Source organism: Streptococcus gwangjuensis (assembly GCF_028156745.1).
In the GTDB taxonomy this organism is placed as follows: domain Bacteria; phylum Bacillota; class Bacilli; order Lactobacillales; family Streptococcaceae; genus Streptococcus; species Streptococcus gwangjuense_A.
The window spans coordinates 116,477-132,807 of sequence record NZ_JAODJG010000034.1; the positions used below are offsets into that span (position 1 = coordinate 116,477).

The window sequence follows — 16,331 nt, forward strand, 5'->3', positions numbered from 1 at the left end:
CTCATCTATCATAAAATACTCCAAAATGAAATCTGTTCCTGATAGGCCTTGGGGAAGTCTCTTTTCAAACTTTGGCTTATGTGATAGGAAGGGATGAGGTGTCCTAGGATTAGGAGAGTTCCCTGGAGGAAAAGTGGGATACCACTTAAACATATCAAGGAGAGAATCATCAGGCTATCCCATAGGAGGATTTGTAAGGCAAAGCGCCAGAATCTCGGTCTAATCTGGGAATAGAGTTGACTAAAGTGGTCACAAAGCTGATTAGACAGATAGGTCAATAGTACAGGATGAAAGAAAATAATACTCTTCGAAAATCAAATTCAAACCACGTCAGCGTCGCCTTACCGTACTCAAGTACAGCTTGCGGCTAGCTTCCTAGTTTGCTCTTTGATTTTCATTGAGTATAAGCCAACCGCTATAAATCAAAATCCAGTCCCAAGTAAGCCCCCCTTTAAATGTCAAAAATGCAAGCATAATTCCATCTATGATAAGGAGTTGAATGGTTTTGATGGAGATGATTTTTTTCATGATAACCCCTCCTTTTCCTTAGAGACACTCCCATAAAGAGATGTGTTGGTCATAAAAGTCTGGATAGTTTTCTCTTAGGTAGTCAGCTGTCATATAATATAAAGTAGAATGGCAAGCAGTGATGATTGGCATAAGAGATGAAAAACGATGAGAACTAACGAAGGTTAAAAGGACAAAAAATAGAAAATCAATGGAGAGCACTCCTAAATAGTAGAAGTGAATCTTTTTATGGATTTGAGGATAAATCTCAGCGAATTGATGTTTGAGTCGGACAACCAAGCGAAATAGCAGTAGTCCCTGAGCAAGGATGAAAATAAAACCAGAGAGCAAGAGCCACTCAAAAGAAGTCTCGGGTCTAGTGGTAAAAAATGCAAATAGTAGCAAATCAATGATTGCAATTGCTACAAAATGGATTCTAAAGAGTTTTTTCATGACAAGACCTCCTTCTTTTATCTAGTTTCATTCTACTCCAAACGAATGGGAGTTACAAGTAAAATGATAAAAAATTTTAGCAAGGAGATTCTGTTAGACTTCTTTATTTGATTTCCCTCTTATTGTTCCACCTCTTCATCATTCCAGACAAATAAAGCTCCGATTGCATTGAGGATATAAAAGATGTATTTTCCAATATTGGCAAAATTCCCTTGAATACCAGCTTTTGTCAGCTGAACAAAATTGTAAATCAACCAAAAGCCCCACTGAGTTGTTAGTTTCAATGCGTTAAAAGCATTGGCAATGAGAGACAGTGCAAAGGCAATGGTTGTTACATAGGCAAGGAGATTCATCTTGCCCCCATAGCCGATATAGTTGGTCACAAAGGCAAAGAGGAAGGCGATGATTGAAATGATGATGGCTGCCAATTTTAGCTGTTTTTGGCTCATTTGGTTGGGTCTGCCTTCTTGCGAAGCTTCCCATTTCTTAATAGCAAAGGTATAAATGAGGAAGGTGACAGGATAGGTAATGATGGCTGCTTTATTTCCAAGGATATAATCAATAGCACCGGACAAAATGGTATTAACAATACCAAAGTAATTTCCCCATTTGCTTAATTTTCCGGTGAAACGAGTGGACAACATGGAAATCCCAACATTGGTTACGGAAATCAATCCAAAGGGGACAAGGGCAGTCCATGGTCCCCAGTCTACGAATTTATCGAGGCGTGAGTTGAGGTAACCAGATGCAATCGCAATCCCAACGACCAAAGTAACCCCGAAGAGGTCAAACCATTTAGATGTAGCAAAAATTTTTAGTGATTTTTTCATAGTTTAAACTATCTTTCTTGTTTTTTACAAACATTCTACAACTAAATGAGAGTAAAATCAAATGTTAGAAATAAAACCCTGAAAATAAAATTTTCAGGGTTGGTAGGGTACTTGAGAAATTAGTCGATTTTCTCGACATAGAGTTGTTTTGCAATGTCCATATTCACTTGTAAATCCTCGTCTTTACTAAGGATAGTAAAGGTGTTACTGAAGCCATCAAACTGCTTGACTTGGAGCGGGTCACCGATGTGAAGTGAGTGCTTATCCAAATAATTGAGAATGTCAAAACTATCGTGCACACGAGTCAGGCGGTAGGCGCCAGCTTCCTTGATGTCAGCTAGTGGCAGGTTATTGATTTCAACTAAGAGTTCTCCCTTGGCAGGAATAGTTCCTCCGTGAGGACAGGTCTTGGGAAATCCTAGTAGTTTATCCAGTCTTTCCACGAACAGGTCAGAGACAGTATGTTCCAAGACCTCAGCTTCCTCGTGAATCTGGTCACTCGTATAGTCTAAATGATGAACTAGAAAAACTTCAATCAAGCGATGCTTACGATAGAGCTCAGAGACCAGTTTGAGGCCGATGTCAGTCAGTAGATAACCGCATTCCTTGTCCTTGAGGATGAGATTTTCACTTTTCATCCGTTTAATCATTTCAGTTACGGCAGGGGGAGAGACTTGCATACGAGCAGCAATTTCCTTGTTGGTAATTTTATGCAGGTCTATGCCAATTTCATAAATACATTTTAGATAGTCTTCTTTATTCGGGGTCATTCGCTTCCTCTTGTCTAATATCTTTATCTAGTATATCAAAAAAAGCTAGATTTCTCTAGCTATCTGCCACAATGGCTTCTAATTTAGTTCTTTAGCAGCTGCAATTGCGGCTTCGAAGTTTGGTTCAGAGTTGATATTGTCCACGTATTCAACGTAGCGAATAGTATTGTCAGTATCGAGGACAAAGACTGCGCGTGCCAATAAGTGCCACTCATTGATTAAGAGGGCATAATCACGTCCAAAGGACTGGTCGAAATAGTCTGAGAGCATGATGGCATTTTCAATACCTTCAGCACCGCACCAACGTTTTTGGGCAAAAGGGAGGTCCATTGAAACAGTCAAGACAACTGTATTATCCAGTCCAGCCAGTTCTTCATTAAAACGACGCGTTTGAGTTGAGCAGATGCCTGTATCGATAGAAGGCACGACACTCAAGACTTTTTTCTTTCCATCAAAATCAGCCAGAGATTTTTTAGAAAGGTCTGTTGTAGTGAGTGAAAAATCAAGTGCCTTGTCGCCGACTTGTAGTTGTTTACCTGTAAAGCTTACAGGATTTCCGAGAAAAGTTACCATAGGATACTCCAATCTTTTTTCTTCCATTTTAGCTGAAACAGTCGGAATTTTCCAATGATTTGACCGGAAATATGGGTATAGAAAAAACGCCAGCTCATGTGAGAATGACGTTTTTCAGAGGCTTATTTTGCCAATCCTTCAGCAATCTTGTCAAGGTTGTATTTCATCATGTTGTAGTAGCTGTCGCCTTCTTTACCTTGTTCTGCGATAGAGTCAGTAAAGATTTGTGCGTAGATTGGGATGTTTGTGTCTTGTGAAACAGTCTTCATCGGACGATCATCCACACTTGATTCTACAAAGAGGGAAGGAGTTTTTGTTTGGCGAAGTTTTTCAACCAAGGTCTTGATTTGGTCAGGAGTTCCTTCTTCTTCAGTATTGATTTCCCAGATATAGGCACTTGGGACACCGTAGGCTTTAGAGAAGTATTTGAAGCATCCTTCGCTGGTTACAATGAGTTTTTTCTCAGCAGGGATGTTGTTAAATTTCTCCTTAGCTTCCTTGTCAAGTTTGTCTAGCTTATCAGTATATTCTTTCAGATTTTTTTCGTAGAATTCCTTGTTGCTAGGGTCTTTAGCGCTCAATTGTTTTGCGATATTTTTAGCAAAGATCATACCGTTTTCAAGGTTAAGCCAAGCGTGTGGGTCTTCTTTGCCTTTTTCGTTTTGGCCTTCAAGGTAGATAACATCAACGCCTTCGCTGACTGCAAAGTAGTCTTTGTTTTCAGTTTTCTTGGCATTTTCTACCAATTTTGTAAACCAAGCATTGCCACCTGTCTCAAGGTTGATACCGTTGTAGAAAATCAAATCAGCTTGAGACGTTTTCTTAACGTCTTCAGGAAGTGGTTCGTATTCGTGTGGGTCTTGACCAACAGGAACGATACTGTGAAGATCAATCTTGTCACCAGCAATATTTTTAGTAATATCAGCGATGATTGAGTTTGTAGCAACAACTTTTAGTTTTTGACCAGAAGCTGCATCTTTTTTTCCGCTAGCACATGCTACAAGAGCAATGACGGAAAGAAAGAGAACGAGTAATGTACCTAATTTTTTCATTAGATCCTCCAATTTATTGGGGTTTTGCCCCTTATTTTAACAAATGTTTATTTTTCAGTTTCAAATATCGTTGTTTTGGAGCGATAAAGAAGCTAATGAGAAAGAAACTAGCGGCTGTAAGCACGATACTAGAACCTGCCGCAACGTTAAAGCTATAACCGATAAAGAGCCCCAAAACTGAAGCTGTCGCTCCAAAGGTTGAGGAAAGGAAAATCATGCTTTTCAGGCTATTAGCATAGAGATAAGCAGTTGCAGCTGGGGTAATCAGCATGGCTACAATCAGGATAGTTCCGACACTTTGCATGGCTGTCACAGACACGAGAGTTAGAAGTACCATGAGTAAGTAGTGATAGAAATTGACAGGCATTCCCATGGCTTTAGCCAAGAGTTCATCAAAGGAAGTGATCAAGAGTTGCTTGAAGAAAATCCAGATTAACAAGAGAATGACTGCCCCAACACCCATAGTAATAAACATATCCGTATCTTGGACGGCCAAGATATTACCAAAAAGGATATGGAAAAGGTCAGTTGAACTTTTAGCGACACTAATCAAGATGATACCGAGGGCTAAGAAAGAAGAAAAGGTAATGCCGATGGCGGTATCGCTTTTGATAATCGAGTTCCCCTTGATGTAGGTAATGATGATGGCAGCTAGCAATCCAAAGACAATGGCTCCGATAAAGAAGTCAAGGCCCAAGATGAAGGAGAGGGCTACACCTGGCAAGACAGCATGTGAAATAGCATCTCCCATGAGTGACATCCCGCGTAGAATGATGAAACATCCCACAGCTCCAGCTACGACCCCGACGACAATAGCTGTTATCAAGGCATTTTGTAGGAAATGGAATTTTTGCAATCCATCGATAAATTCTGCAATCATAGGTCACCTCCATTGAAAAAGAGTCGATTACCGTAAGCTTCTTTGAGATTGGCTTCGGTAAAGGTTTCTTTGGTCGAACCAAAGGCGATCACTTCTCGATTGACAAGTAAGACTTGATCGAAGTAGTGGGGAACCTTGCTGAGGTCATGGTGGACGATGAGAACCGTCTTGCCAGCTTTTTTCAGATCTCTCAGAGTATTCATGATGATTTCCTCACTGACAGAATCGATCCCAACAAAAGGTTCATCCAAGAGGATATAGTCGGCTTCCTGCACCAAACATCTGGCAATCAAAACCCGTTGAAATTGACCTCCAGACAGTTGACTGATTTGACGTTCAGCGTAGTCAGCTAGGCCGACGATTTCAAGGGCTTCTTGCACTTTTTTCCAATGTTTAGAGTTTAAACTGCGAAAGAGAGGAATAGAGGGAAATAGTCCTAGCGAGACGCATTCCTTGACCTTGATGGGAAAGTTGTAGTCGATATTGATTTTTTGTTCGACATAGGCAATTCGGTGTAAGGATTTTTTAACTTCCTTGTCATCGAGAAATGCCTGACCTTGATGTGGGATAATTCCCAGCATACCTTTTAATAATGTTGATTTTCCGGCACCGTTTGGACCAATGATTCCGGTAATTGTTGGTCCTCGGAGCACTAGTGAAATATCCTTAAGTGCCAACGTTTCTTTGTAGGAGACACTGAGGTTTTCGATACGTATCATAAACTTGTATTCCTCCTAACTCTTAATATACCTTAAAAAAAAAATTAAGTCAAGTTAATTTTTGAAAAATTTAAAATAATAACTGAAAAATGATGAAAAAGGAAAGTCCATTTTTAATTGCATTCCCAAGCAATTTTTGTTAAGCTAGCAATAACTTAAAAAATGAAAGCGAGAACAAGATGACACGTTATCAAGATGATTTTTATGACGCAATCAATGGAGAATGGCAGAAGACAGCTGAAATCCCAGCAGATAAGTCTCAAACTGGAGGTTTTGTTGATTTAGACCAGGAAATTGAAGATCTGATGCTGGCGACAACAGACAAGTGGTTGGTAGGAGAAGAGGTGCCTGAGGATGCTATCTTGGAAAACTTTGTCAAATACCACCGTCTAGTTCGTGATTTTGATAAGAGAGAAGCTGACGGTATCACACCTGTTTTACCACTCCTTAAAGAATTCCAAGAATTGGAGACTTTTGCGGATTTTACAGCTAGACTAGCAGAGTTTGAACTTGCAGGAAAACCTAACTTTCTTCCTTTTGGTGTATCGCCAGACTTTATGGATGCAAGAATCAATGTTTTATGGGCTAGCGCTCCAAGCACAATCCTGCCAGATACGACCTACTATGCAGAAGACCATCCTCAGCGCGAAGAGCTCTTGACTCTTTGGAAAGAAAGCAGCGCAAATCTCCTCAAGGCTTATGATTTCTCTGATGAAGAAATTGAAGACTTGCTAGAGAAAAGACTTGAATTGGATCGCCGAATTGCAACAGTAGTGCTTTCTAATGAAGAAAGTTCAGAATATGCTAAACTCTATCATCCATATTCTTATGATGATTTCAAGAAATTCGCGCCTGCCCTACCCTTGGATGACTTTTTCCAAGCAGTTCTTGGACAAGTACCAGACAAGGTTATCGTAGACGAGGAACGTTTCTGGCAAGCTGCAGATCAATTCTATAGTGAAGAGGCCTGGCCTCTCCTCAAGGCAACCTTGATTTTGAGTGTGGTTAATCTCTCAACCAGCTATTTAACAGAAGAAATTCGTGTCTTGTCAGGTGCCTATAGCCGTGCGCTTTCAGGAGTTCCAGAGGCCAAAGACAAGGTCAAGGCAGCCTATCAGCTAGCACAAGGTCCTTTCAAACAAGCCTTGGGTCTCTGGTATGCCCATGAAAAATTCTCTCCAGAAGCTAAGGCAGATGTGGAGAAAAAAGTGGCAACCATGATTGATGTCTATAAGGAACGCTTGGCAAAAAATGACTGGCTGACTCCAGAAACTCGTGACAAGGCCATCGTCAAACTCAATGTCATCAAGCCTTATATTGGTTACCCAGAAGAATTACCAGAACGCTACAAGGACAAGGTAGTGGATGAAAACGCTAGTCTTTTTGACAATGCTCTAGCCTTTGCGCGTGTGGAAATCAAGCACAGTTGGAGCAAGTGGAACCAGCCTGTAGACTACAAGGAATGGGGCATGCCTGCTCATATGGTCAACGCCTACTACAATCCACAGAAGAACCTGATTGTCTTTCCAGCGGCCATTTTACAGGCTCCTTTCTATGACTTGCATCAGTCATCATCTGCTAACTACGGTGGTATTGGGGCGGTTATTGCCCATGAAATTTCCCACGCCTTTGATACCAACGGAGCTTCCTTTGATGAAAATGGTAGCCTCAAGGACTGGTGGACAGAGAGCGACTATGCTGCCTTCAAGGAGAAAACACAAAAAGTCATTGACCAATTTGATGGACAGGATTCTTATGGAGCAACCATTAATGGTAAATTGACTGTGTCAGAGAACGTGGCTGATTTGGGAGGAATCGCTGCAGCGCTTGAAGCAGCCAAGAGAGAACCAGACTTCTCGGCAGAAGAATTCTTCTACAACTTCGGTCGCATCTGGAGAATGAAAGGTCGTCCAGAATTTATGAAACTTTTGGCTAGTGTCGATGTGCACGCTCCAGCCAAACTACGTGTCAATGTGCAAGTACCAAACTTCGATGATTTCTTTACAACCTATGATGTCAAAGAAGGAGATGGTATGTGGCGTTCACCAGAAGACCGCGTGATTATTTGGTAATGAATCGAATCTAAAACTAAAATCCGTAAATCTATATAGGATGGGTTAGAGAGGTTAATATGAAGAAATTTTTAATGATATTTTCAGCTATTCTTACTGTTTTTGTTTTAGCATCTTGTGGTGCAAACAAAAAAGATGAAAAAATAGAACCTTCGGCAACACAATCATCTTCTACCAAAGAGGAACAGAAGGAAAGCTCTACGAAGTCAGAGAGCCAAACTAGTACAAGTTCTTCAATGGCAACGCCGTCAACAACAATGGAAACGAAAAGCGAAACAGGAAAAGATTTGTACAAGGAAGTAATAGAGCGGTACAATCACTATCAGGCACTTTTAAGTAGTGGTGACCGAGAATCCTTGTATGAAAAGTTGAAACAGAACAAGATTTTTTCTGAAGAGTATGGCTATATCTTTACACTAAGCACCTACGATAAACCAGCTAGTCTTCATTATGTGTTTGCTGATTTAAATAATGATGGTCAGGATGAATTGATTATTGGAGATAAAAAATATATAGGGGCCATTTACTATTTAGAGAATAAACAACCCAAGTTGCTTCATACAGCTTATGTAGCTTCTGCAGGTGGTTTTCGTTCAAGTTTAGTTATCTATGAAAATGGTCAAGTCAGATATGCAGACTGGCAGTCAACACGTCCAGAAATGAACTTAAGTCTGTATGCTTTTGATAAAGACGGAGTACAGAAGGTTAAAGAAGGTATCTTTCAAATTGGTAGTGATCAAAAGCCAGAGCAAATCTTAGGGATTTCTTCTAATGAACTTGATTTAGCTAAATTTGAATGGAAAGAATTTCAGCCAGTCAACTAGTATTCGATGAAATTCAATACTAGACTAGATTCTAAAATCAAAGAATGGAGAATTGAAGCAGTACACAAAAACCAAGGATAAAAAATTCCTTGGTTTTTTGCTAGCTAGAAAAAAGGATTGAAGGTCTTTTCGTGAGCAATAGTAGTAGCTGGACCATGTCCTGGATAGACATCATAGTTTGGCAGGGTGAAGAGTTGGGTCTGGATACTTTGAAGGAGTTGCTCCATGCTACCAGTCGGAAGGTCGGTCCGTCCGATTGTTTCTCGGAAAAGAGCATCCCCTGTTAAGACTAGGTGAGCATCAGGAAAGACGATAGAAACACCACCGATAGAGTGACCTGGTGTTGGCAAGACAGTGAAACGAAATTCCTCTAGTCGGTATTCTTCATGAAAGACAAAGGTGTGCTCAGCCGGTTTTGCGACCACATCTGCCATATCATCGTGGCGAGGAAGCCCAGAGAGATTATCGACAGGAGTATAGAGCCAGCTGGCTTCACTCTCTGCGATATAGACAGGAGGATTGCCAAAAGTCTCGCGAATCAAGTCCAGACTCATGATATGATCATAGTGTGCGTGGGTCAAGAGAATAGCACAAATCGGTTTATTGATATTCTCGATGGTTTGACGAATGGCTTCCCAATGGCTACCGGGATCGACAACGATGAGGTGTTTTTCGCCTTCTAAATAATAGGTGTTTTCATAGGCAACAGGATTCACAGTTTTATGGATTTTCATATTAGCTCCAATCTCAAAGAATGTACTAAATTAAGTATAGCATAGTTAGGGAGAATAAAGTAGACAGAAAGTTCTTCTTTATAGAAGGTTCCTTGCTATCTATTTCATTCTGTCTAAAATAAAGATAGCTATTTTTAGAGTTATGAACTAGCTAGAGTTTTTAATTGACTGGAATTTAAAATAAATCTAATGAGCTGGAGAGTGAATTAATGAAACAAGTAAATTGTACTCTTTATTAGAAGAAAGTTTGTAAAAAAGAAAATAAAATATACATGCAAGGTTAATTTAAATCAATATACTATTTTAACAAAAATAGAGTATGAGACATATAACAGATTGCAACATCTTATTTTACAACTCAAAGAGTCTGAAAATTGTTGTATTTTTGGAAAATATTTATTTTAAATTTAGAATAAAAAATAAATCATTTTATTTGCCACAGACTAGAAAATATGATATCATAAAGTTGTATGTTGTAGAAAATTTTATGATATCAAGCTTCACTTCTAACATCTTTTGTTTCATCTGAGGTTACCTGTGAGTTTTCGATATCAATAACTTGTAAATCGACATCAAAATAAAAAAGGAGGTTGTGGGTCTAAATGAAAGGCAAGCAACAACAAGATTTTAGAGTAGAAAAGTACATCCGTTATGGTATCCGGAAATATAGCTTTGGAGCAGCATCAGTAGCAATTGCAGCTGGTTTGATGTTCCTTGGAAATGGTGCGGTATCAGCAACGGAAGTTCAAGGTGCTGAAGCGTCTGTAGCAGCAGCTACTGCCCCAGCAAATCAAGCGGATTCTAATAAAGACAAGGAAGCCGTTAAGCCAGAAACTAAAGTAGAGGAAGCTAAGCCAGAGGTTAAAGCAGAAGAAGCTAAAAAAGTAAATAAAGCTGTCCTAGAAGCAAGTATTGCTACTTTGGAGTCTAAACTTTCAACTGCTAAATATGCAGATGCTACAGTAGTAAGCTCAGCTAAGGAAGTATTGGCAGCGGCTAAAGCAACTCTTGCAAAAGCAGATGCTAGTCAAGCTGATGTAGATGCTCAAGCAGAGACTGTATCAGCATTAAGTACTGCAGTTACTGAATCAAATACTGCTGGTTTCGATAAAAAACAAGCAGCTGAAAAAGAAGTGGCTAAAGCAGAAGCTGAAAAGAAAGCTACTCCAGCAGAAAAAACTCTTTCAGAAGCTAAATCAGCGCTTGACAAAGCTTCATCAGAAGCAGATGTAACAAACAGACTTGCAAAATCTGAACTTTCTAAGAAGGAAGTGAAGGAAGAAAACAAAGCAGCTGTTGAAGCAGCAGTAGCTAAAAACCAAGCAGTTCTTACTGAAACTAAGGCTCTTCTTGCTGATAAGAGTGTAACAAAAGAACAAGTAGATGCTCAATTGGCTCGTCTTAACGAATCAATCCTTGCAGTTTACAATGAATTGAAAAACGCAGGAATCGGCCGTGATGGTAAGTTTGCAGTAAACTTGGAAGATGCTCAAACAACAGCGCTTAAAGATGCAACAGCAGAATCAGGTGCCAAGTGGTTAGAACAAAATGGTTACAAATCTCTAGAAGAAGCTCCTAAATATATCAAGGGCAATGCAGATGATGACAAAGCCATTAAAAACCTAAACAATCAAATTCAATGGTTGGATTTTGGAGATGCTGCGGCATGGACAAATCGCAAAGCTAATGGTCAACTTCAGGTAGGTTCAGTTTATGAAAAAGAATTGATACCTGGTTATATCGTTAAAATGACTGTTAAGGAATTAAAACCATTCCATGCAACAGAAATTTATAAAAACCGTGTAGCGGGAACTAAGTATGAATCATCATATAAACCGAACGAAGAAAATATCTTTAACCAGGTTACCAAAAATCCATATTCTACAGGTATTAGTGGTAATAAACAAACTGGTTATACACACGTTAAAAACGCTGGATTAGATACAGGTAACTCAAAAACAACTATATCAGGTACAGATGATACGGGTGTTGGTCGCCAAGGACAAATCGTTGGTATCAAGTTTAATATTGAAGCTACATATAATGGTAAGCCTGTGAAACCTGGTATCGTTATGACATCAGGTGAAGATATCGGTGATTTAGAGACAGAAATCTATACAACTAACGGGACACCTTGGGACCTAGCAGGAGTTGTTGGTTCTACTAATGGTCATACTGACATGTATAAACCACATCCTAAATTTAATAGATTAAATGAGTGGGGTGGAAATTTAAACAAATGGACTACAGAAGAGTTGCGAAATGCTCTTGATGGCAAAATGTTTGCTACTAAAGATGCAGCAACTGCAGGTTTAGGATCACAAGTTTTTGGAGGATACATGAACACACGTTCAGCAACTCCAATTGTGTCCTCTGCAAATGTTTCTGAAATTGGCTTCTATATTATGTCTTCTGGTGAACAGTCATCTATGATTGGTATTAAATTCTCTGACTTTGGAGATCTTCCAGAATCATATGGAGCAGCTGAACACTACATAAGAACACAATCTAAAGATTATAAAACAGGTCAAATTAACCAAATTCAGCAACCTTACCTAGGGACTGTCAAAGCGGATATTGATTCAGTATCTGGTACACGAGTACGTGGAATCGATTCAGATGATACAAAAGAGCAAGGAGATGAAGGTGTGGCTCAACTTATTGCTCCAGACAATGTTCACACTAATGTAGATAATGGTGAGCCAGAAGTTAAATTAGTCCAAGGAGCAGATAACACATACCGTGTTAAAGTGCGTGCTTCAGCAAACGGAAATGATAACTATAGAGGTACAGTAGGACCTGCTTATGTGCGTGGATTTATCGACTTTAACAACAACGGTAAATTCGATGAAGGTGAAGCATCTAATATCGTTGAAGTAACAGGAAAAGACCAAGAAGTAGAACTTGTTTTCAGTAATACTCAAGTTATTGATACTACTAAAGATATAGTTAACTTCCGTACTCGTATTGCGACAGATAGAAAACAAGTTGAAAAACCAGTGGGAATTGCCTTCTCAGGAGAAGTTGAGGATAACCAAATCCAAGTTGCTTTACCTCCTCGTGGAGATAAAGAAGAAACTACTGGTAAACAAGGTGAAACTCAATCAGTTGGTATCGAGTTCAGAACACGTCCATTAGGTGACGATGCATCTGACTTGGGTTCAAACAATGGTAAAACCACATTCAACTCATACGGTAAAATTCACTACACCGAACAAAGTAACGTAATCAGTGCTGAAACTACTAAGAAAGCTCAAGGTGGCGTAAAAATTGTTGATGGTGACAACCTAGTTGACACTCTCAAAGTTCCAGGTCAAGGTACATATACAGTAACAGATGACAAGGTTATATTCACTCCAGAAGCTAACTTCGTAGGTAAAGCTGATGGTATCGTATTACGTGCTGTAGACTCAAATGGTCAATCAACTGGATGGACTGCATTAACAGATCAACATGGACTTGAAAACATCAATGATGGTACGCACTCAGCTGCTAAGAAAACAATGGATGCTGTTTACATTCCAACGGTAACTCCAAAAGAAATCACAGCTGATCCAGAAACATCAACAGATGTACAAGGTAAAGCACAGAAGAAAACTCCAACATTTACAGCAGGTGCAGATACAGAGAATCCAACACCAGTAACACCAAGTGCACAATATCCAGCTAAATTAGTTGATCCAGCTACTGGACAACCAACTGATGCAACATCTGTAACCGTAGAAGGGCAAGGAACTTACACAATCAATCCAACAACAGGAGAAGTAACATTCCAACCACTTCCAACATTTACAGGAACTGCAACAGGAGTAGGTGTATCCCTAACAGCACAAGTAGGTCAAGATAAAGACGGCAATCCTGTAATGGCTACAGCTACTACTACTTATACACCAACTGTAACTCCAGTTACACCAACAGCAGACCCAGCTACTTCAACTGGTATTCAAGGTGAAATACAAAAAGGAACACCAACATTTACAGAAGGAAATTCTGAAGTTCCAATCAAAGAGGGTTCTGTCAAACTATTGAATCCAGATGGCTCAGAAGCAACTGGACCAGTTGATGCTTTGGATCCAAATGGAAACAAGGTTGGTACTTACACTGTTGATCCAACAACAGGAGAAGTAACATTCACTCCAACAGATAAAACTTATGTAGGACCAGTGCAACCAGCAAATGTACAAGCTGAAGATAAAAATGGAACTAAAGTTAAGACAACTTACACCCCAACAATCGTAGGTGTAACACCAACAGCAGAACCGGCAAAATCTGTCGATGTTCAAGGTGCAACTCAAGAAAATACAGTTTCGTTTGCTCCTGGTAAGACTACAATTGCTGGAGAAGAAAAATCTGTAGATATCGATCCAGCTACTTACACACTTCTAGGTGAAGATGGACAACCAGCTACTGAAGTACCAGCTAAAGATCCAGAAGGAAACGTAATTGGTAAGTACACTCTTAAAACTGTAGATGGAAAAGCTGTTGCAGTATTCGAACCAACAGATAAGACATATTCAGGTGAAGTACAACCAGTACGAGTTCAAGCTAAAGATAAGAATGGTACAGCTGTAGAAACAACTTACACACCGAAGATTACTCCGGTAGTTCCAACAGCAGAACCGGCTACATCAGAAGCTATCCAAGGTGAAACTCAAAAAGGAACTCCAACATTCGCTCCTGGAGACACTATTGCTCCAATCAAAGAGAACTCTTACAAGCTTCTTGATAAAGAAGGAAATGAAGTTCCAGCTGGTCAAACAACTCCAGCATATGCTGAGGACGGAGTAACTCCAGTAGGTACTTACTCAATTGATCCAGCAACAGGTGAAGTAACCTTCACACCAACAGATAAATCTTACACAGGTAATGTTACACCTGCTGATGTTCAAGCAGAGGACGCAAATGGAACAAAAGTTTCTACAACTTATACTCCATCTATCGTACCTGTAACACCAACAGCAGAACCAGCTAAAACTGTAGATGTTCAAGGTGCAACTCAAACAGGCAAACCAGTATTCCAAGGTGGAACAGCTATGGTTAACGGTGAAGAGAAAACTGTTGAAATCGACGATACAGTACCAGCTAAATTGGTAGATCCAAAAACTGGAGAACAAGTTGATTCAGTCACTGTAGAAGGTGAAGGAACATACACAGTAGCTCCAGATGGAACAGTAACATTCAAGCCAGAACCACAATTTACAGGAGTAGCCAAAGGTGTTGAGGTAGTTCGTCAAGATAAGAACGGCACACCAGCTAAAGCTACATACACACCGGAAGTTAAACCAGTAACACCAACAGGAACAGATGCTGTAACTGAAAATATTCAAGGTTCAACTCAAACAGGTAAACCTGAATTCAAGGGTGGAACAGTAACAATCGATGGTAAAGAGAAAACTGTTGAAATCAATGAAGATAAACCAGCTAAATTGGTAGATCCAAAAACAGGAAATCCAGTTGATTCAGTAACTATCGAAGGTGAAGGAACATATACAGTAGCTCCAGATGGAACAGTAACCTTCACCCCAGAAAAGAACTTCACAGGTAAAGGAACAGGTGTTACAGTTCAACGCGAAGATAAGAACGGCACACCAGTAACAGCTAAATACACTCCAGTTGTTAAGAAAGCAACACCAACAGGAACAGACGCAGTAACTGAAGATATCCAAGGTTCAACTCAAACAGGCAAACCAGTATTCCAAGGTGGAAAAGTTACTGTAAATGGTGAAGAAAAAACTGTTGAAATTGATGAAGATAAACCAGCTAAATTGGTAGATCCGAAAACAGGAGATCCAGTTGATTCAGTAACTATCGAAGGTGAAGGAACATACACAGTAGCTCCAGATGGAACAGTTACATTCACCCCAGAAAAGAACTTCACAGGTAAAGGAACAGGTGTCACAGTTCAACGCGAAGATAAGAACGGCACGCCAGTTAAAGCTACTTACACACCAGTTGTGAAACCAGCAACACCAACAAGTTCAGATGTCATCACTACAAATGTTCAAGGTGCTACTCAAGAAGGAACACCAACATTTAAAGGTGGAAAAGTTACTGTAAATGGTGAAGAAAAAACTGTAGAAATCGACGAAACTGTTAAGCCAACATTCGAAGATGGCACAACTGAGAAGAAAGTACCAGGCGAAGGAACATACACAATCGACGAGAACGGTAAAGTAACCTTCACCCCAGAGAAAACATTCACTGGTCAAGCAACAGGTGTAACTGTTAAACGTGTAGATAAGAACGGCACACCAATCACAGCTAAGTACACTCCTGTAGTCGTTCCAGTAACACCAACTTCAAAAGATTCTGAATCAGAAGGTCCTAAAGGACAACCTCAAGAAGGCACACCAACATTTGAAGGTGGAAAAGTTACAATCAACGGTAAGGAAGTTCCAGTTGAAATCGATGAAACTGTTAAACCAACATTTGACGATGGCACAACTGAGAAGAAAGTACCAGGTGAAGGAACATACACAATCGATGAAAACGGTAAAGTAACCTTCACCCCAGAACCTGACTTCGTAGGTAAAGCAACAGGCGTAACCGTTAAACGTGTAGATAAGAATGGTACACCAGTAACAGCTACTTACACTCCAACAGTTCGTCCTGATACTTCATTCGTTGATAAAGATGGCAACCCACTTTCACCAACAGAAGATGGAACTAAACCAACTAAAGATATCCCAGGATACAAGATTGTTAAAACTGAAGTAGACGAAAAAGGAAATACAAAACACATCTACGAAAAAGTTAAGACATCATTCAAGGATAAAGAAGGAAACGAAATTCCAGGAAATCCAAGTGAAGATGGCGAACAATCTAAGAAAGATATTCCAGGTTACCGCTTCGTAGAAACTAAGAAACTTCCAAATGGAGATACAGAGCACGTCTACGAAAAAGTTAAGACATCATTC

The 16,331-nt window shown here is 39.8% G+C and carries 12 protein-coding genes and 1 pseudogene; 3 read left to right on the top strand and 10 right to left on the bottom strand.

Annotation, left to right across the window (positions count from 1 at the left end; genetic code table 11):
- Window positions 1-8: 8 nt before the first annotated feature.
- The 9 genes and pseudogenes from N5909_RS09760 to N5909_RS05945 form a co-directional block, all read right to left on the bottom strand.
- Window positions 9-299: pseudogene (locus N5909_RS09760) on the bottom strand (hypothetical protein); the annotation flags it as partial.
- Window positions 300-375: 76 nt separating this feature from the next.
- Window positions 376-528, bottom strand: a complete 153-nt coding sequence (locus N5909_RS05910; RefSeq protein ID WP_271630966.1) for a hypothetical protein — start codon at window positions 526-528, stop codon at window positions 376-378.
- 18 nt (window positions 529-546) lie between these two features.
- A complete protein-coding gene (locus tag N5909_RS05915; RefSeq protein ID WP_271630967.1) occupies window positions 547-960 on the bottom strand; it encodes a hypothetical protein in 414 nt (137 codons plus the stop codon).
- A gap of 119 nt (window positions 961-1,079) precedes the next feature.
- Entirely contained in the window at window positions 1,080-1,790 is a 711-nt protein-coding gene (locus N5909_RS05920) for a nicotinamide mononucleotide transporter (protein ID WP_271630968.1), read from the bottom strand.
- A gap of 119 nt (window positions 1,791-1,909) precedes the next feature.
- Window positions 1,910-2,560 (bottom strand): metal-dependent transcriptional regulator, encoded by a 651-nt coding sequence (locus N5909_RS05925; protein ID WP_271630969.1) that lies wholly within the window; start codon window positions 2,558-2,560, stop codon window positions 1,910-1,912.
- Window positions 2,561-2,638: 78 nt separating this feature from the next.
- Window positions 2,639-3,133 carry a thiol peroxidase gene (gene tpx, locus N5909_RS05930; protein WP_020902427.1) on the bottom strand — a complete coding sequence of 165 codons (495 nt, stop codon included), beginning with the start codon at window positions 3,131-3,133 and terminating at the stop codon, window positions 2,639-2,641.
- 122 nt (window positions 3,134-3,255) lie between these two features.
- Window positions 3,256-4,185 (bottom strand): metal ABC transporter substrate-binding lipoprotein/adhesin PsaA, encoded by a 930-nt coding sequence (gene psaA, locus N5909_RS05935; protein ID WP_000733076.1) that lies wholly within the window; start codon window positions 4,183-4,185, stop codon window positions 3,256-3,258.
- 31 nt (window positions 4,186-4,216) lie between these two features.
- On the bottom strand, window positions 4,217-5,065 hold the full coding sequence (locus N5909_RS05940) for a metal ABC transporter permease (RefSeq protein ID WP_000559787.1): 849 nt from the start codon (window positions 5,063-5,065) through the stop codon (window positions 4,217-4,219).
- Complete coding sequence (locus tag N5909_RS05945; RefSeq protein ID WP_271630970.1) at window positions 5,062-5,784, bottom strand: metal ABC transporter ATP-binding protein; 723 nt, start codon at window positions 5,782-5,784, stop codon at window positions 5,062-5,064. Before N5909_RS05945 ends, N5909_RS05940 begins: the two co-directional genes overlap by 4 nt.
- Window positions 5,785-5,963: 179 nt before the next feature.
- On the opposite strand from N5909_RS05945, the gene pepO reads away from it, so the two are divergent.
- Together pepO and N5909_RS05955 are read left to right on the top strand one after the other, a co-directional pair.
- A complete protein-coding gene (pepO, locus tag N5909_RS05950) occupies window positions 5,964-7,856 on the top strand; it encodes an endopeptidase PepO (protein WP_271630971.1) in 1,893 nt (630 codons plus the stop codon).
- Window positions 7,857-7,915: 59 nt separating this feature from the next.
- Complete coding sequence (locus N5909_RS05955) at window positions 7,916-8,680, top strand: hypothetical protein (protein ID WP_271630972.1); 765 nt, start codon at window positions 7,916-7,918, stop codon at window positions 8,678-8,680.
- Window positions 8,681-8,784: 104 nt separating this feature from the next.
- Here the strand turns inward: N5909_RS05955 and N5909_RS05960 are convergent, their stop codons facing one another.
- Entirely contained in the window at window positions 8,785-9,414 is a 630-nt protein-coding gene (locus N5909_RS05960) for an MBL fold metallo-hydrolase (RefSeq protein ID WP_271630973.1), read from the bottom strand.
- A gap of 602 nt (window positions 9,415-10,016) precedes the next feature.
- Here N5909_RS05960 and N5909_RS05965 point away from each other — a divergent pair.
- On the top strand, window positions 10,017-16,331 hold a 6,315-nt coding region (locus N5909_RS05965), incomplete at its 3' end, for an Ig-like domain-containing protein (RefSeq protein WP_271630974.1).

What these genes read in the sequence shown, in the direction of transcription:
- N5909_RS05910 (WP_271630966.1), bottom strand. Translation starts at nt 528, where the DNA reads ATGAAAAAAATCATCTCCATCAAAACCATTCAACTCCTTATCATAGAT.
- psaA (WP_000733076.1), bottom strand. Translation starts at nt 4,185, where the DNA reads ATGAAAAAATTAGGTACATTACTCGTTCTCTTTCTTTCCGTCATTGCT.
- N5909_RS05945 (WP_271630970.1), bottom strand. Translation starts at nt 5,784, where the DNA reads ATGATACGTATCGAAAACCTCAGTGTCTCCTACAAAGAAACGTTGGCA.
- N5909_RS05960 (WP_271630973.1), bottom strand. Translation starts at nt 9,414, where the DNA reads ATGAAAATCCATAAAACTGTGAATCCTGTTGCCTATGAAAACACCTAT.
- N5909_RS05940 (WP_000559787.1), bottom strand. Translation starts at nt 5,065, where the DNA reads ATGATTGCAGAATTTATCGATGGATTGCAAAAATTCCATTTCCTACAA.
- N5909_RS05955 (WP_271630972.1), top strand. Translation starts at nt 7,916, where the DNA reads ATGAAGAAATTTTTAATGATATTTTCAGCTATTCTTACTGTTTTTGTT.
- tpx (WP_020902427.1), bottom strand. Translation starts at nt 3,133, where the DNA reads ATGGTAACTTTTCTCGGAAATCCTGTAAGCTTTACAGGTAAACAACTA.
- N5909_RS05925 (WP_271630969.1), bottom strand. Translation starts at nt 2,560, where the DNA reads ATGACCCCGAATAAAGAAGACTATCTAAAATGTATTTATGAAATTGGC.
- pepO (WP_271630971.1), top strand. Translation starts at nt 5,964, where the DNA reads ATGACACGTTATCAAGATGATTTTTATGACGCAATCAATGGAGAATGG.
- N5909_RS05915 (WP_271630967.1), bottom strand. Translation starts at nt 960, where the DNA reads ATGAAAAAACTCTTTAGAATCCATTTTGTAGCAATTGCAATCATTGAT.
- N5909_RS05920 (WP_271630968.1), bottom strand. Translation starts at nt 1,790, where the DNA reads ATGAAAAAATCACTAAAAATTTTTGCTACATCTAAATGGTTTGACCTC.